Origin of the sequence: Chitinophaga varians, from assembly GCF_012641275.1 — a bacterium.
GTDB lineage: Bacteria > Bacteroidota > Bacteroidia > Chitinophagales > Chitinophagaceae > Chitinophaga > Chitinophaga varians_A.
In genome coordinates this window covers 1,014,244-1,031,696 of the sequence record NZ_JABAIA010000001.1, presented here as the reverse complement: position 1 = coordinate 1,031,696, position 17,453 = coordinate 1,014,244, and the positions used below count along the sequence as shown (strand labels likewise).

Here is a 17,453-nt window from a genome sequence, read left to right as displayed (position 1 = left end):
ACCATTGATATGGAGACCAATCAACTCATTTCAGGCATCCGTCACCGGTTGATGCGAAGCGGAGAACCTACCCTCACGGGGTTTAACCAAATCACTACTATAAAAAGTTTACGTGAACATCTGCAAGTGGCCATTGAGCTGGAACATTCTACTATTCCGCCTTACCTGTTTGCTTTGTACTCTATCCGGGAAAACACTAACGACGCCTCCGCCCGGGCCATAAAAGGGGTAGTAATGGAGGAGATGCTGCACATGATACTGGCCTGCAATATCCTGAACGCTATCGGTGGAAAGCCAGCTATCTCGCATCGGGACTTTGTTCCGAAGTATCCTACTTATCTGCCGCACAGTAATGAGGCTTTTAAGGTGAGCCTGCAGAAATTCTCCCGCCCGGCGGTTGACACATTTCTGAAAATAGAAAAGCCCGGTGGAAAGGATGCTCGGCCAGAGCCCGACCATTATGCGTCCATCGGGCAGTTTTATGAAGCGATTGTAGATGGACTTAAAAGGCTGGCGGCCCAGGGGAACATTTTTACCGGCGACCGTTCCCGGCAAATCAGGCCGGAGCAGTTTTATGGGGGCGGCGGCGGCCTGATAGAAGTATACGATCAGGCAACTGCGGAAGAAGCGATCTTTGAGATAGTAGGACAGGGCGAGGGAATAGATGGTACCATTGAAGATAATAACCACAAGCTTTTTGGTGAAGATGTGGAATATGCGCACTATTTCCGTTTTAATGAGATCTATAAGGAGCAATATTACAAGCCTACAGATACACCAAAAAGCGGCCCTACGGGCGATAAGTTCCCTGTGGATTGGAACCAGGTGCATAATGTCAAAGAGAACATCAAAATGAGTGACTTCAAAGAAGGAACAGAGGAGAGGAATATGATGCATCAGTTCAATAAACGTTATTGCGACATGTTGCGGGTGATACATGAAACGGTAAACGGGAAGCGGGAAAAGCTGGAAGAGGCGGTGATGATCATGTACCAGCTGAAATACCTGGCACAGGGACTGATGAACGTGCCGATGGGCAATGGCCTGTATGCGGCGCCCAGTTTTGAGTATGTGGAATAACAGTCTGTTTGGCTGAAACGTCAGTAAATAAAGTGCCCCGGAAAGCATTCTGCTCTCCGGGGCCTTTTTGTGTTGCAGGTGTGGGTTGACTAGTTCCAGCCACCGCCGAGCGCGCGGTAAATATTCACCATGGCGTTCAGCTGTTGTTTTTTGGTTTCGATCAGTTCAAATTTTGACTCCAGTGCGTCGCGCTGTGTCAGCAGCACTTCCATGTAATCTGCACGGGCGAACTTGAACAGGTCGGTGGAAATGGTGATGGACTGCGTAAGCGCGGCCACCTGCTTCGACTTCAGGTCGTAGCTTTTTTCCAGGTTGTTGATCTTCGCCAGCTGGTTGGCTACTTCCACATAGGCGTTTAAGATCGTGCGTTCGTAGTTATAGACCGCTTGCAGTTGTTTGGCATTGGCACTGTAGTAAGTGGCTTTTATCGCGTTCCGGTTGACCAGCGGTGCCACCAGTTCCCCGGCTACGGAATACAGCATGGATTCCGGTGTTCTCAGCAGGTAGCCCGGATTAAAGGCGTTATAACCGAAAGAGGCGGTGATGCCCAGTGACGGGTAGAACTGCGCTTTGGCCACCTTGATGTCCAGCTGTGCTGCCGCCAGTCCCAGTTCCGCCTGTTTGATATCGGGCCGGTTGGCCAGCAGCTGCGAAGGCAGACCGGCATGGATAGAAGCCGGCACCAGTTCCTCGAAATGTTGTCCATCTCTTGGCACCGGCTGCGGGTACCGTGCCAGCAGGAAGTTGATCCTGTTCTCTGTTTCAGTGATCTGCTGCTGGATATCGTATTGCAGGCTTTGTGTTTTCAGCACTTCGGCCTCAAATTTACGTACAGCCAGCTCCGTTACACGGGTAGCTTCTTTTTCCAGTTTCACGATATCGAGCGCGTTCTGCTGGATGGCCATATTCTTTTTCACGATTTCCAGCTGGTTGTCCAGCGCCAGCAGTTCGTAGTAGGAGTTGGCCACTTCGGCCACCAGGTTGGTGATGACGAAGTTGCGGCCTTCCACGGTGGAGAGGTAGCGGGCAACGGCTGCTTTTTTAGCGTTATGCAGTTTATGCCAGATGTCCACTTCCCAGTTGGCGTACACCCCTAACAGGTAGTCGGGCAGCGGGTCGGGCATTTCCTTTCCTGGCTTGATTTCCGTGTTTTCTTCCGATGCGCCGATGTTAGTGTAACGGCCTACCTTGTCCAGGCCCGCGCCGGCCCTGAGGCCTACAGAGGGCAGGTATTCCCCTTTTCTGGCCCTTACTTCATTACGGGAGATTTCTATCTCCTGTAAGGTGATATTCAGTTCCTGGTTGTTCTTCAGCGCTGTGTCAATCAGGGCCACCAGGTGAGGATCGGTGAAATACTCCTTCCATTTCACCTGCGCGGTGTTGGTGCTGTCCTGCGAGTTGTTATAACTGTCAGGGACCTGTTTGTTGGCTGTCTTTCCCGTCAGCTCCGGCACCTTACAGGCCGCATAGGTGAGGGAGAAACAGATGAGTCCTATATATTGATATTTTTTTCCTGGCATATGATCAGTTTCTTGAGTGATAGCTGTCTTCTTCCATGATGAGGATCTTGCGTTCTGTCAGCGGTTTCTCATCTTCATCTTTGATCAGCTTGCGTTTGGCGGCGATGCTGCCGAATATGTAATACAGTCCCGGAATGAGGATGACCCCGAAGATGGTGCCTATCAGCATGCCTCCCAGGGAGGACGCGCCGATGGTGCGGTTACCGATGGCGCCCGGACCGGTGGCGAATATCAGCGGGATCAGACCGGCGATAAATGCCAGGGAGGTCATTAAAATGGGACGGAAACGGGTTTTGGCGCCTTCGATGGCGGCATCAAATACAGACACGCCTGCACGGTGTTTCTGTGCGGCAAATTCCACGATCAGTACCGCGTTTTTGCCCAGCAGGCCTACCAGCATGATCAGCCCTACCTGTGCGTAGATATCGTTGGAAAGTCCCATCACTTTGATCAGCAGGAAGGAACCAAACACACCGGCCGGCAGGGAGAGCACTACCGCCAGCGGCAGTACGAAGCTTTCATATTGTGCGGCCAGGATCAGGTATACAAAGAACAATACGATCAGGAAGATGTACAGCGCTTCGTTGCCACGGCCGGCTTCATCTTTGGAGAGACCTTCCCAGTCAATGCCATAGCCATGCGGCAGGGTTTTGGCGGCCACTTCCTGGATGACTTTAATAGCCTCGCCGCTGCTGTAGCCTGCTGCGGGCTCACCGCGGATGGCAGAGGAATTGTACATATTGTACCGGGTGATCTCATTGAGGCCGTGTGATTTTTTGATGCTCATGAAAGCGGAGTAGGGCACCATTTCGTCACGGTTGTTTTTTACGTAGAGGTTCATCAGGTCGTCTGGCAGCCGGCGGTACTCCGGTGCCGCCTGTACGTAAACTTTGAGGAAGTTGCCGAAACGTATGAAACCCAGTTCGTAGGTACTGCCGATGAGGATGGAGAGGTTGTCCATGGCTTTACCGATGGAGACGCCTTTCTGCATGGCGGCCTGATTGTCTATCTGCAGTTCATATTGCGGATAGTTGGCGCTGTAGAAGGTGAACAGGCCGGTCAGTTCCTTGCGTTTTCTCAGTGCGGCCATAAATTCATCGTTCACTTTCTCCATCTCTTTATAATCATCGCTGTTGGTTTTATCGAGCAGGCGGAGGGAGAAACCGCCGGCAGCGCCATAACCCGGTACGGCGGGAGGGCCGAAGAACTCGATGGTGGCGCCGGGTATTTCCTTACATTTCTCTTCCAGTTCGGCGATGATCTGGTTCACGGAGTGTTTGCGTTCTGACCAGCCTTTGAGGTTGATCAGACAGGTACCGGCGTTGGAGCCGCGGCCTTCCGTGAGCACTTCGTAACCTGCCAGCGCGGATACGGACTCGATGCCGTCCACATGTTCGGCGATTTCCTGTACTTTTCTGGCAAGATCGTTGGTGCGTTCCAGTGTGGAACCGGGAGGCGTTTGGATGATCGCGTAGATCATGCCCTGGTCTTCACTGGGAATAAAGCCGGAAGGCAGTACTGCGCTGACACCGAAGATACCCACGCCGAAAGCGATCAGCAGGCCGAAGGTGACTACCCTGCGGCTGACGATTTTCTCCATCAGCCGGGTGTAGCGGCCGGTGAGTTTCTCAAACCCTCTGTTGAAGGCGTCCAGGCCGTACTGGATGGGTGTTTTCTTCTTAGGCTGGCCGTGCGTGTTTTTCAGCAGGATAGCGCAGAGTACAGGCGTGAGCGTGAGTGCCACCACGCCGGAAAGCACGATGGACGTGGCCATAGTGATAGCGAACTGCCGGTAGAAAATACCTACGGGTCCGGGCATGAACGATACCGGGATGAACACTGCTGCCATTACAAAGGTGATGGCCACGATAGCGCCGCTGATCTCATGCAATACTTTTTTAGTGGCCGCATAAGGGGAGAGGTGTTCTTCTTCCATTTTTGCGTGTACCGCTTCAATCACCACGATGGCGTTGTCCACCACGATACCGATAGCCAGTACGAGGGCGAACAGGGTGATGAGGTTGATCGTGAGACCGAAGACCTGCATAAAGAAGAAGGCGCCCACCAGTGATACGGGCACCGCCAGGGTGGGAATGAGCGTAGAGCGCCAGTCGCCCAGGAACAGGAACACCACGATAGCTACCAGTACGAAGGCTTCACCGAGCGTGTGCACTACCTTTTCGATGGAGGCGTCCAGGAACGTGGACACGTCATAGCTGATCTGGTAGTCCATGCCCGGAGGGAAATCGGCTTTCATCTCTTCCAGTTTGGCTTTCACTTCCTTGATTACGTCGCTGGCGTTACTGCCGTAGGTTTGTTTCAGTACAATGGCCGCGGAGGGATGGTTGTTCAGGTTGGAATAGATATCATAAAATTCGCTGCCCAGTTCCACGTCCGCAATGTCTTTCAGGTGAAGGAGCTCACCGTTCGCGTTGGCGCGGATGATCACGTCCTTGTATTGTTCGGGCTGATTATATCTACCCTGGTAGGTGAGCACGTATTCGAGGGCTTCAGAGCGTTTACCGTCGCTGCGTCCGAGGCGGCCGGGAGAGCCGATCACGCTCTGGCTGCCCAGTGCTTCCATCACCTCGTCGGTGGATACGTTGTAGGCCCGCATCCTGTCAGGCTTCAGCCAGATACGCATGGCATACTGGCGGCTGCCGAGGATTTGTGCGTTACCGATACCTTTCACCCTGCTCAGTTCGCGGAGGATGTTTACGTTGGAGTAGTTGTACAGAAAGTTTTCGTCCGCTTTAGGATCTTTACTGTATACGTTCACATACATCAGCATGTTGGGCTGAAGGATGTTTACCACGATACCTTCGCGTTGTACCAGTTCAGGCAGACGGTTGGTCACCTGTTCGATACGGTTTTTTACATTTACCACGGCCTGATTGGGATCAGTACCCAGGTCGAAGACCACTTGTATATTGGCTTCACCGGCGCTGGTGGCGTCGGAGGTCATGTACTTCATGCCGGGAACGCCGTTGACCGACTTTTCCAGCGGGATGAGCACCGATTTTACCAGTACGTCTGCACTGGCCCCCGGATAGGCTACGCTCACGATCACCCTCGGCGGTGCGATGGAGGGGAACTGTGAGGTAGGCAGGGTATTGATGGCCAGGACGCCCATGAAGATAATGACAAGGGATATCACTATCGCAAAGACCGGCCGTTTCATGAATATATTAAACATCGCTTTTTCTTTTAGTGAAGGTTTACGTTATTCCGTTGGTAACTTCAGGTGGGACATCACCTTTGCCGGTTCTTCATAGTCGAAAGTGATTTTGTCTTTGTCTTTCACTTTCCGTAAACCTTCCAGCAGTATTTTGTCATTTTCGGCCAGGCCTTCCTTCACCACATACAGATCGGGCATTTCGGCGCCGATGGTAATGGCTTTTAAGGCCACCACATTGTCTTTGCCTACTACGAAAACATATTTTTTGTCCATGATTTCCATGGTTGCTTTCTGAGGGATGATGAGAGCGTTTTTCAGGGGCATGTCCATCAGGATGCTGCCGGTTTCCCCGTGTCTGAGCAGTTTGTCCGGGTTAGGGAAATTGGCCCTGAACGCGATGTTACCGGTTTCGTTGTTGAATTCTCCTTCGATGGTCTCCACTACGCCGGGATATTTGAACACCTGTTTATTGGCCATGAGCAGGTTCACTTTCATCTCTCCTTTTGATTTCAGGCTGGCCTGATAGTCGAGGTATTCCGGTTCGGACACGTTAAAATACACCCACATGTGGCTGTTGTCTGACAGGGTGGTGAGCAGGTCGCCGTCGCCCACGAGGCTGCCGAGCTTCAGGTGGAGGCGGTCAACGATACCGTCGAACGGCGCTCTGATCTCCGTGAAGCCAAGGTGTACTTTCGCCAGAGCCAGTTCGGCTTTTGCTTTTTGCAGTTTGGCATTGGCCAGCGCCAGTTCATTTTTGGACACTACATTTTTATCGGCGAGGCTTTTGGTGTTTTGCACTTCGATTTCTGCCGCCTGGGCTTCCGCTTCGGATTTTGCCAGTTCCGCTTCATAGAGCTTGGGCATGATCTTAAACAGCAGCTGGCCGGACTTTACCGCCTGGCCTTCATCTACGTTGATGCCCTGCAGGTAGCCTTTTTCCTGGGCCCTTAGTTCGATGTTGCGTATGGAGCGTATCTGGCAGACATATTCCCGGGTAATGGTGGTGTCCATTTTCATCGGACTGGTCACCAGGAATTTGGTAGCTTCTTCTTTTTCTTCTCCTTTGGACGATTTGCAGCTTGTATGGCACAATAAGGCATACAGGCCCATGAGCATGACGATTCTTTTCATATAAAATGATGCTTGGATTCAGGTCGGTTTGAACAGGCGTAACGGAAGGACATGACAATCCCGGTCGCATGGCGGATGTGCTATGCAGACAACCTGGTCAGCTGTTTTTTGTCAGTATGTAAAGAGGAATGAGGCGATGGTATTCGCCTATTATGTTGCAGGAATCAAATCCTGAAGACGCAGTTTACGATGAACTTGTCAGCAGCCGTAGCAGAAAAGTGAGAGAAATTGGGCCGGTGGCTGCTGAAGAGGATGGGAACAATACATCCGGGCTGAAGGGCATAAAAAGAGGTAATACGGCATATGCCGGTCTCCAGGAGTTTCCTGAAGGATTCCGAGTCGCTGTCCTCTTCGATTTCCGTTGCTTTTGACCTGTCGGTTATACTCTCTTTACCAGAAGGCATAGAACATACAAGGATATCGTAGTGTTGAAGGGATGACAACGTTGTCAGTACCGGGTTTTCGGTGGTCTGTTGACAAGGTTGGTCCAAACTGATTTCGTCCGCATGTGCATAGCTTCCCAATAAAAGAAAACATATTGACAGGAAATATCCTATTAATAGTTTCATATCAGATCTCAAAAATAGTATCAAAACAATTAAGTAGGTATAGTTAAAAATTAAATTTCGTTTAAAATCGATGGAAGCGGGATGAATGGCTATTAGCCGGGAATTGTGGGAAAATATATAACTTAGACCTGTATCGAACTTCTCCATTAAAGTTAACGACCATATGAAAAGACCAATTCATTTCTGGGTCATTGCCCTGCTGTTAACAGGTCTGACTGCCTGCCAACCCAAAAAGGCCATCCGGCTGAGAGCAGCTATCCTTCAGAAAGAACGGACAGCATTTAACATCCTCGTCGGCAAAGGAGGTGCGGAAGAACAGAAACTACAATGCCTCATAAAGAGCGACTACCAGGGCGCGCTGGCGGCGCTGGACAGAGAAGAGAAAGATTTCGACCGCCTTATTGACAGCATTAAATTATTACCGGCAACAGATATTAAGCAGGGTGAACCGTTGAAAGCCGCCGCTATAGATTATTATACCGCACTGAAAACATTGCAGCTTTTCGACCGGCAGGAAGTGTCTCAACAGGAAATTGCCCATCGCCTGAAAGGAGACGAGGCCATGGCGGCGCATGAAAAAATCTATGAGCTGAGTTTACAGAAGCAGGAACTGTATAAAAAGGTGTATGTAAAGGATTCAGTGTTTGAGCGGACGAAGGAGCAGTTTAATGCGGCGCATGGGATATAATTGATTCGGCGTATGGATGCGAAAAATATTTTTATTGCCAGCGGGCGATATCTGAAATATATTCAATGGGTTCCAGGCGACAGAACGGAATGGCATTATGTGGGAGTGGGAGATGACTATGATGAAAATAAAGTGGACGCCTTCATTCAATGTCACTTTGGAACGGTTGAACTTTTCCTGGTCCTGGACAGACATCGGGTGCAAATATGCCAGGCGGCCAATGCAGCACCGGTTATTGGATTACTTTTCTCTGAAAACGGACTTACTGTCTGCAACCGGGATTTTACCAAAATGATGGTGTTCAAGAAAATTGGGGTGATGAAATATGGAGAGAGACATGACTCACCATTGCATTAAAGAACCAGCATTGAATATCCATTCCGGAGTAATTAACTTGCCGCCGAACGCTGCATCATACCAGGGACTATGGGACGCCGGATTTTTCAGGATATGGATATCCTGCGCCGGCATATAACTTTGGGCGAGCAGAAACATTTTTTTGCCGGACCGATGCTGTGCTACGTCGATCACTATAACAGCATGGCCGGGGGAGCCTCCCTGGATAAAGACGTCTCCTGGTTGTATGTTTTGTGGGTTCCGGACCTGTTTCAGTTCACGGCTAAGCGAAATAGTGCCGGCATAAGTGAATACGGTTTCGAGATATTTTTCAAATAATGCTCTTCCTTGTCCGGGTGCGGCCATACGCTTTCGTAACAGTTTTCCCTGCTGTAACACAAAGCGGTCTCCCTTCAGCCAGCCACTGAAATCCATTTTGGTGCCATCTGTTGCTTTGAAAACAATTGTTTCGGTACGATTGCTCTTATACAGGTATTCTGCACGCAGGCGGATCACAGCATCAGCGCATTGTTGTAGGTCCCTTTTTCCTACAGGCACATCAAGTACAGCATATTGTGCTTGCTGATTTCTTTTGGGAGCGCCGTTATACAGGTATACTGTTTTGTCAGGTTTTAGGGTACAGTTTTGCAGCCATTCCCCAAAAGTATTCTTTTCCACTGTGATTCTTGTGTAACCAGCGGGCAATGGTATTTCTGAAACTTTCTGCTGCGCGTAAGTTGTAATCGCCAGTCCAACGGCCGGCAGCATGAAAAGAAAAGATTTCATATAAGCGGTTTCGAGGAAGATGCAGCTTCTGTGGAATTCCATAAGCTATTGGTAGCGTCGGGATACCTCATACAAATCCGGCTTAGCTGATGATTACCTGATTTTTTCATACGGAAACTCCTGTTTCCCGTTATGGGCCACAAATCCGGATATACCGCCTTTTTCGTTCCGGGTGTACTCAATCTGACTGTTATAGGATTTAAAGAAGAACCAATCTTTCTTTTCCGCGAATACCTGTTCGGGCGCGAAATTGGTCCAGGCTATATACAGGTTGCCCTCCCTTACTGTGACAGATGCCTTAAACGCTGGTTTGCCGGCAAGCTGGTATTCGCCGACATAAGCGGAAAGGCTATCGGCCGGGATAGAGATGCTTTTTCTGGGTATGTAGTAATTAGGGTCGTGTTGAATAATACGGTGAAGGCTCAGGGCATAGTCTTCAAATCCCAGCATTTCATTGCGCAACAAAATGATGCAGCCATGGTCCTGAAGGATTCGTTTGAAATGTGCCTGAAAGCCCCAGATACCGCCATTATGGGCTACGAACTTCATACCGGGTGGTTGTTCTATGTACCAGCCATAGCCGTAGGTGCCTTTATAAGGAGTAAATGCTTCCTCCAGGGAAGCCTGACTGACAATTTTATTCCCATATAAGGCGAGATTCCAGCGGTACAGGTCACCAGCGGTGGTATAGATGGCCCCGGCAGCATAGGTAGCACTGGAATCGGAGATGCGTGCGCGCTGATGAGTGGTTTCATTCAAAGCATCGTACCCAACGGATTTATACGGACTGGATAAATGGGCGTAGTCAAAACCGGAGTGCGTCATGCCAGCCTTATCGAATATCACTTCCCGTACCATTTGTTCATATGGTTTGCCGGAAACTTTTTCGATGATATACCCAAGTATCATATAGTTGGAATTACTGTAACTATGCATAGAATCGGGAGGGAATCCGAGCGGTTTGTCTGCAATATAATTCCAGAAGTCCGTCTGACGGAAAGGCTTTTCGGCCAGATCTGCCAGGTAGTGTGCGTCTGTAAAGTTGTAGATACCGGAAGTATGTGTCAACAGGTTTTTGATGGTGATTTTATCTGCATACCGGTACTTTGGGAAGTACTTACTCAGTTTATCTTGAATATTCAGCTGATGTTGTTCCTGCAGCCATAAGATAACTGTAGCGGTAAAGGTTTTGGTAACGGAGCCGATTTGGAATACGGAATTGGTGTCATGAGGAATTTTCTGTTCGTAATCACGCCAACCATATCCTTTAAATAACAGGATGCTGTCATGGCGGGCAACGAGAGCCACACCGTTGAAGATATTGGCATCTGTGGCGGCCTGCATCACTTCATTCAGTCTCTCGCTATCGGTTTGTGCTTTTAAAGAATTAATAATCAATGAAACGAATAAGAGGAGTATAGTTCTTTTCATGATGAGGATATTAAACCGGGAAGAAAACGACTATCCTTATAAAGATAAAACAGGTTTTGACGGATAGATGCGAGGTAACGTTAAATAAAATATAAAAGCAGCCGGTTACCAGCTTTGGGCGGATATCCGGCTGCTCATCACTTGTTATCAGCACTGTCGTTATTGGTTAACTGGTTGCTGGTACTGGTAGCTGTATTGCTTCAGTATCTTTCCGTTCTGGTCTTTGACCAGCAACAACCGTCCTACACTATCATATTCATAGTAGACGACTTTACCGCTGGGATCTGTTTCGCTGGTGACACCTACCTGTGGTTTGTAGGTATAGGTGCTTACCAATGCATTGGTCCCTTTCAGGCCTGTACGTATTTTATCCAGTTCTGCTCGAAGCTGCGCATCATTTTGCGGGTTCCGGATTATGGCCGGATCAATATAACTCATCGCTGTCTGATAGGTCGATCCGATAATTTTAGCGACCGGATATAAGTCATTGTATCCCCAGATATAAACTTCGTTGACATCATTGGTTTTGCGTTGCTCTTGTATGTTGCCGATGTTGTCATACAAGTTGAATTGAAGTACCTCTTCGTAGTTATTATCACGTTTCAGGTCGTTGTTGAGAATATACGTGGGTACAAAACCTGACAGTAGACCAGATGTATTGAGTTTATAGGAGGTGGCCATTACTGCGCTCTGGTTATTGGCTACAGGCAGTATTTTGTACTGTACCTGCGCGGCAGACAGGGTGGTGGCGGTTCCCCCTGCAACCTGCTGGGTGTACTGTTCAATCATAGCGTTGTGCATATTGCTGTCCTGCATAAACTTCAGGGCCTGTAAGCCTGCTGACAGGGTTCCCGCCGGGATGGTATAGTCTGTTGGGTATTTGTTGTATATCCACAGATCATCCATTTTGGATGTTGTCTTGTGGATGCGGGTGGGCTGTACATGTTGCAGGTTGTCATATGCGTATTCCGTAACATTGCTCAGTTCACCGGTGCCCAGATATTGTTTTTGCGTGGTTTTTTTCAATAATACGCCGGCGCTTTTATAGTCGTAGGTATTAGTGGCGAATTTTTCGAATGATGGTCCGGTAAAGTTGTATCCTTTCTCGCTATAGCCGGTTTTCCATCCCCGGACGCTGGCTTTTTCGTAAGTGTCGTATTCATTGATGGTCTCTGCCACCCGTTTGCCGGTATTATCAAAAGTCAGTTGTTGTTCCAGCATACCATTGGTGATATTTACATTGGTAGAAGGGCCGAAAGGATATATATTGAGGCCGCTGGCATTGTTATTCAGCTTGTAGATATACCGTATGCTGCCATTTTGCTTATTACTGCCGATGCTTTCCAGCACTTCGCGGTACACCACAGACCCTTGTCCTGATTCTATTTCGTTGTTAGGAGCAGAAGTCCGCATGGTCAGTGGGCAGGGAAAGCTGGGAACTTCAGCTCCGGTATTGCTGTTTCTGACTGGTTTCATGGCGACGTAGTGATAGTCGTATCTTGGCCTGTTGCAGAGATAGCCACTGGACAGTGTATCACTACCGAAGTTATACGTATATGTTTTGATGATGTCATTGCTGTGATTGATGCCATCGTAGGACGTGATTTTCCTTATCCGGAGGCCGCTGGCGGTTGCTATTTTCGTATAGCCAATAACGTCATCATAGGTAAGAGAAACGGATACCAACTCATCGGAAGCGGTTGGCTCAGCATGCTCTGCTTGAAGGACAATCATATGTTGACCGGCACTAAAATAAAGGTTTGGAGTAGTACTGGAAATAGCTCGCCGTTCTCCTGTTGCTATTTCAACTGCGTCTGCTGTAGCGATATTACCACAACATGATCTTACTATTGCGTTGATATTGGCATAGAGGCCACGGGAGAAGTTTAATTTAATAGTATCATATTTGGGCCCCCGATGCTGTGGAGTTGAGTTTGTAAATATACTCTTACCAACATTAATTGTTTGATAGACGGGGTCCTCTACAACGCCGGCACCAGCAAAATAACTATAGGTATGGTTTTCAAATTCGAAAGTTGTATATCCACCTGTTGGATATTCGATTTTTTCAAGAATCCCGGCTTTGGTATACTGGCTATTGGGTTCTCTGTTTCCACCCGGCAGCCCTTGGTTTCTGTCAGCTGGAATCAACGTGCTATTGTTCGCGTTGTTATAATATCCCCAATGGTCTTTTGATTTTGCATCGATGGCGGGGAGCCCCGTTTGCTCATAATACAGTTTATAGGCGGAAATCACCTGGTCACTCATATCCACCGTGCTGACGGACTGTAGCTTCAGGCGGTCAGGAGTGACGTAGTTTAATTTATACTTATTCACATCTGTATAGACGCCGCCTACATTGGACGATATCGTGATGTCGCTTAGTGCATATTGCCCTGTTCCCACATCTGTTCTTGGAAAAGCATAATTAAAGCTAATTCTACCACCAGGGTACTCAATTTTCTTTATTTGTTGTTGACTATATGACCGGGTGGTAATACAGGTGGAAAATACAGGTACGCTTCCTGGGCATCCCAGTACACCACCGCATGCCCCACCATAACACGCGTTCCGCGATTCTGTTTGTGATGTGGAGTTAACAGAAACACTACCTGAAATATATTCAAAGTTGATCGTACGTTTACTCACTGGTAATACAATCGAGGTAAGATACCAGGCTGAAGTATAGGAATCATATGAATCGCCGCAATTGCTGGTCGTCCAGGTGACATCGGTGGTTTTAAAAATGTATTTAGTGCCGTTTTCTGTTGTGATGGTAAAGGAGTTACCGGTTGCCCAGTCCCATTTTACCCGGATGTTTTTGTAAGGCATCAGTTGTACCACTCCGTTGGTGTCCACTACGAACTTCCCGCTGTAGTTGCCAAAGTTATAGGAAAATTCGTCCGGTTGGGTGTCTATGATACCCACGGCACTGGACCTGAATGTTTGAAAATTGCTGGAATCCATCTGCCAGGGACGCTTTGGTATCAACTTTCCATGTCCCTGCCCAACATAGCCATATTCATCGGGTGAACCATGCACAGTTCGGGTGATGGCTCCGCCTGCGTTTAATGCCCATCCCAGCCCCACGAAGGAGGCTACTTCATCCACCCGGTTTCCGGCTGCATGATAAGATAAGTTCACCGGCATATTAAATTCGTTGCCAACTACCACCTGGGAAAGCGGGATTTCAATATTAGGCAAACCGTTAAAGAGGTTTACCGGGATTTCTCCGTATTTCCCCAGGGCCGATGCATTGGGCGAAGGTGGAATCACATTGAACTTTGTTGGATTCAGTGGCTCTTCCTGAGCCCACAGGCTGTTACAGAACGCTACCAGCATTAATAGTGTGCATCTTAATACTTTCATCGATCAAAAAATTTCTGTCAGAACATAAGGATTTACAAGGGTGGGTATTATCCAGCAGAGAAACAGGTTACATTATTGGTTTCCGGACATCAAACTGGTAATGGCACTCCAAAGGCATTTAAATTGGTTAACATTTTCACAGGTACCTATTTTGGTATATGCAATATACTTATTTTATAATAAAGAGAGGGTGATTGGGGTGGGGTTAACAAACGCACAGGTCATCCGCTCTTAGCGGACAACCTGTATCTCATAATCTTCAGCCAGCCCGTAATCATACAGGTCATATTCATTTCCTGGCGGCTGTGTTTTGATATTGTACCATTTGCCCGGGTCTACCAGTCCGGGAACAGGTTTGTTGTAAAACGGCCCAAGCAGGTTTTTTAGGCTGCCGATTACGGTCACCTCTACTTTGTTGTTCCCTTTTCTGATCAGTTTCCCGATGTCCAGCCTGTTAGGTTCGGCGGTGATGATACCGGCAAATACATCATTGACTTTTACTGTGGCTACAGTGCCCTGCCATTTGCCGAGTACAACGGCGTATGTGCGGCCCGAGTCTGTAACGTCGAAAGTTTTCGTATAGGCGATGCCCTGACTGTATAACGGCAATCCCTGTTTGGTCCAGTAGCCGGTCTGTAAGGGCTGTGGCGGAACGATGCGCCATCCCTGCGCTGCGGCCTCCAGGTGGAAATCACCCAGGATATACACTGGCTCAATCTCCGCATAAACGCTCATAGGGGCAACGGTCACGGCCAGCTCATTATCCCCGGCTTTCAGGTAACTGCCAATCCGGTATACGCCAAAAGAGCGGTCGAGCCACCATTTGCCGGGATCGTTTTTGATGACGGTGCCGTTAATTTTCACTTCCTGCCAGAGGCCGGGTTGTTCAACGACTGCTTTGAAATTCCGGAAATCCACGCCGTCTTTCAGCTGGAAGTGATATACAGCCGTATAGCCGGTGCCGGTAGAGAAAGTGTCCCGTTTTACGATGGCGTCTTTGAACTGTGTGCGGTTGTTCCAGGGGTTACCTACGCCGTCTGTAAAGCCATGGTGTTTGAATGCGGTATTGGAAGCCTGGCCAACATGCAGGTGTTTGTAACTGGTATCCGGCCGGTGTAAATAGAGATCGCAGAAATCAATGGTCAGCGTGTTGTCTGCCGGCCTGGACACGCTGGTGGCGGAGGCATTGACAGTGGCCCATTCGCTGGCCTGTGGCGTCGACTGGTACCCCGGCAGTTTTTTATCCGAGATAAATAACATCAGGCTACCGGCGGGAGGAACGGTAACATCAAACTGTACAGCATTGTTGTTACGGGCATAAGGGTAACGGGAGATATTCCCGGAATGCATGTTCATCTCCAGTACGTCATTGCCCTGCGTACTGATGGTGCCGGAAGAAGCGCTGGTCATGCTGGCATTGGTCAGCAACAGTAACTCGCCGTCGGCCAGCCGGCGGCGCTGGTGATAAAGGTTGCCGCCAATGCTGTCGCCACGGGTGGCGGATATACGAAAATGTCCGGGTTGAAAGGGCGCTGTGTTCACAGCGATTATTTTATCCGACGGGAAGAGCGTGGCTAATTCCTGGTTCACGGCGCCGTCTACCAACCGTAATGGTTCAAAGCACACTACTTTCCCACCTGCTGCCACATAGGCCTTTAACAACCGGAAAGTGGCGCCGTTGATGTTTTCCATGCCGGGCGGTATCACCACCATTTTATAAGCCCTTTCTCCGATGATAAAACGATCGCCTTTCACCTGGCCATTGTCTTTGATAATGTTTTCTGAGCCGAGATCATATTCCAGGTGCGCCCGCTGCATCATGGTCACAAAGTCATTGAAGCTTTTGGTGATGTCGAAGAAACGTTTGTTTTCACCGTCTCTGGCATAGTACATCCAGGCGGAGGTAGTAGGCTCTATGATGAGGATATCATTGTACTGCTGTCCCTGGGACAACAGATAAGACAACCGCGTGAAATAATGGTTCATAAAGCGGTAATACGGCCACCATGGCTCATGGTAGGAGAAGCTGGGCGGATAGTCGTATTTACGTGCGCCCGTCAGCGTCATAAAAGACAAATGCTGGTTCATGAAGTTAACACCCAGTACAAACTGCCAGTCGGCCAGCCGTTTCATGTCTTTAAAGGTGAGCTCCCAGCCACCACCGCCGTAGGTCTCAGACAAGGTACGCGTTTTCCCGAGCTGATTGGCTACACTGCCCAGTTCCCGCACCGCGCGGATATTTCCAAACTGTACGGGCTTGTCTTCGTTGAATTGATTGAACAGCATGTCAATGCCCGGCATCTGGTGCCAGGCATACATGGCCATGTTGTCCGGACCGTGGTAGGGACTGGGCCAGCCATGTTCCCAATAGTGGCCTGTCCACACGAGCTGATGTTGCTGCATGTAACTGGCCACTGGTTTAGACCAACGGTCAACAAACAGTTGCAACAGCATCTCATAGTAGTTATGACGTACCCGTTTCCAGTCGCCGGTTTCTTTAAACAGGGAAGGCAGGTGAAGCCGGAGATCATATCCCCAGTTGTTATAAAACCGGTCGAACAGGTCAGGTGTCCAGCGTACGCAGTTGCGTCCTTCGTTGATAATAGTAGGTTCATCGGAAAACACGCCTTTGATGGTTTTACCGAATTCTTTTCCTACCACTTTCTCATAACTTTTGTAGGTCACATCGATGAACTTGTCTGTAACCCCTTTGGCCATGAGGTCTACGTAGGACACACCGATAGGGCCGGCTACTGATCCGCGGTTGGACCGCTGATAGTTTACTTTTTTGAATAACCGGTATTGGCCGGTCTTTCCGGATTCTTCCTGCAGATGGTCCGTGATATTGTTGTATGCGCCGTTTTCTTCCTTAAGGCATAAAAAGTAAGGAGATACGTCAACGGGTAAACGATTGGCTTCCTCCATATACAACATCTGTCCCTGGTTGTAGGCCTCGGGCATTTGTTCGCCCACCAGTCCGCCGGCAAAACCGGTAGGATAGGAGTTTTCGTCGTATATCCAGATGTTCAGTCCCAGTTTTTTCCCCAGCTGCACGGAATAGGCAAATAAATCGAACCAGTCTTCCGACAGGTATTCGGTAATTAATCCCGGGCGGGCGTGGATGATCACGCCGCCGAAATCATTTTTCCGGTAGTCATGCAACATGGAATCGATATTGCGCTTGGTGATTTTAGTGTTCCATACCCAGAAAGGTACTGTTCCATAGTCACGGCCAGGATTTTTGAATCCTGCGGCCACTGTTTCAAACCCTTGTAACCTTTGCTGCGCCTGAGTATGCGAAGAGGTGAATAAAGCGGCAATGATCAATGTACAGCATAAGAAATGGCAGATACGCTTTTGCATGG

General features: G+C 49.0%; 11 protein-coding genes. 3 read left to right on the top strand and 8 right to left on the bottom strand.

The annotated features are described in order from the left end of the window. The first annotated feature begins 9 nt into the window (after window positions 1-9). Window positions 10-1,080, top strand: coding sequence for a ferritin-like domain-containing protein (locus HGH92_RS04150; RefSeq protein ID WP_168869488.1), 1,071 nt, complete (start codon window positions 10-12; stop codon window positions 1,078-1,080). An 89-nt stretch (window positions 1,081-1,169) separates the two neighbouring features. On the opposite strand, the gene HGH92_RS04145 is transcribed toward HGH92_RS04150, so the two are convergent. The 4 genes from HGH92_RS04145 to HGH92_RS04130 all read right to left on the bottom strand — a co-directional run bounded on the left by HGH92_RS04145 (window position 1,170) and on the right by HGH92_RS04130 (window position 7,478). Then, complete coding sequence (locus HGH92_RS04145; protein ID WP_168869487.1) at window positions 1,170-2,600, bottom strand: TolC family protein; 1,431 nt, start codon at window positions 2,598-2,600, stop codon at window positions 1,170-1,172. A 4-nt stretch (window positions 2,601-2,604) separates the two neighbouring features. Beyond that, a complete protein-coding gene (locus HGH92_RS04140; protein WP_168869486.1) occupies window positions 2,605-5,796 on the bottom strand; it encodes an efflux RND transporter permease subunit in 3,192 nt (1,063 codons plus the stop codon). 27 nt (window positions 5,797-5,823) lie between these two features. Then, complete coding sequence (locus tag HGH92_RS04135; RefSeq protein WP_168869485.1) at window positions 5,824-6,909, bottom strand: efflux RND transporter periplasmic adaptor subunit; 1,086 nt, start codon at window positions 6,907-6,909, stop codon at window positions 5,824-5,826. A 164-nt stretch (window positions 6,910-7,073) separates the two neighbouring features. After that, window positions 7,074-7,478, bottom strand: a complete 405-nt coding sequence (locus HGH92_RS04130) for a hypothetical protein (RefSeq protein WP_168869484.1) — start codon at window positions 7,476-7,478, stop codon at window positions 7,074-7,076. Between the two features lie 163 nt (window positions 7,479-7,641). Between HGH92_RS04130 and HGH92_RS04125 the strand changes: the two genes are divergently transcribed. Beyond that, window positions 7,642-8,166: a hypothetical protein gene (locus tag HGH92_RS04125; protein WP_168869483.1), complete on the top strand. Its 525-nt coding sequence runs from the start codon at window positions 7,642-7,644 to the stop codon at window positions 8,164-8,166. Between the two features lie 12 nt (window positions 8,167-8,178). Further along, complete coding sequence (locus tag HGH92_RS04120; RefSeq protein WP_168869482.1) at window positions 8,179-8,523, top strand: hypothetical protein; 345 nt, start codon at window positions 8,179-8,181, stop codon at window positions 8,521-8,523. Here HGH92_RS04120 and HGH92_RS04115 read toward each other — a convergent pair. The 4 genes from HGH92_RS04115 to HGH92_RS04100 all read right to left on the bottom strand — a co-directional run bounded on the left by HGH92_RS04115 (window position 8,509) and on the right by HGH92_RS04100 (window position 17,451). Next, entirely contained in the window at window positions 8,509-9,288 is a 780-nt protein-coding gene (locus HGH92_RS04115) for a DUF4846 domain-containing protein (RefSeq protein WP_168869481.1), read from the bottom strand. The two genes, HGH92_RS04120 and HGH92_RS04115, sit on opposite strands and share 15 nt — an antisense overlap. A 93-nt stretch (window positions 9,289-9,381) precedes the next feature. After that, entirely contained in the window at window positions 9,382-10,719 is a 1,338-nt protein-coding gene (locus HGH92_RS04110; RefSeq protein ID WP_168869480.1) for a serine hydrolase, read from the bottom strand. 159 nt (window positions 10,720-10,878) lie between these two features. After that, window positions 10,879-14,088 (bottom strand): RHS repeat protein, encoded by a 3,210-nt coding sequence (locus tag HGH92_RS04105; RefSeq protein WP_168869479.1) that lies wholly within the window; start codon window positions 14,086-14,088, stop codon window positions 10,879-10,881. 231 nt (window positions 14,089-14,319) lie between these two features. Next, window positions 14,320-17,451, bottom strand: a complete 3,132-nt coding sequence (locus tag HGH92_RS04100) for a glycosyl hydrolase (RefSeq protein WP_168869478.1) — start codon at window positions 17,449-17,451, stop codon at window positions 14,320-14,322. Window positions 17,452-17,453 lie beyond the last annotated feature (2 nt).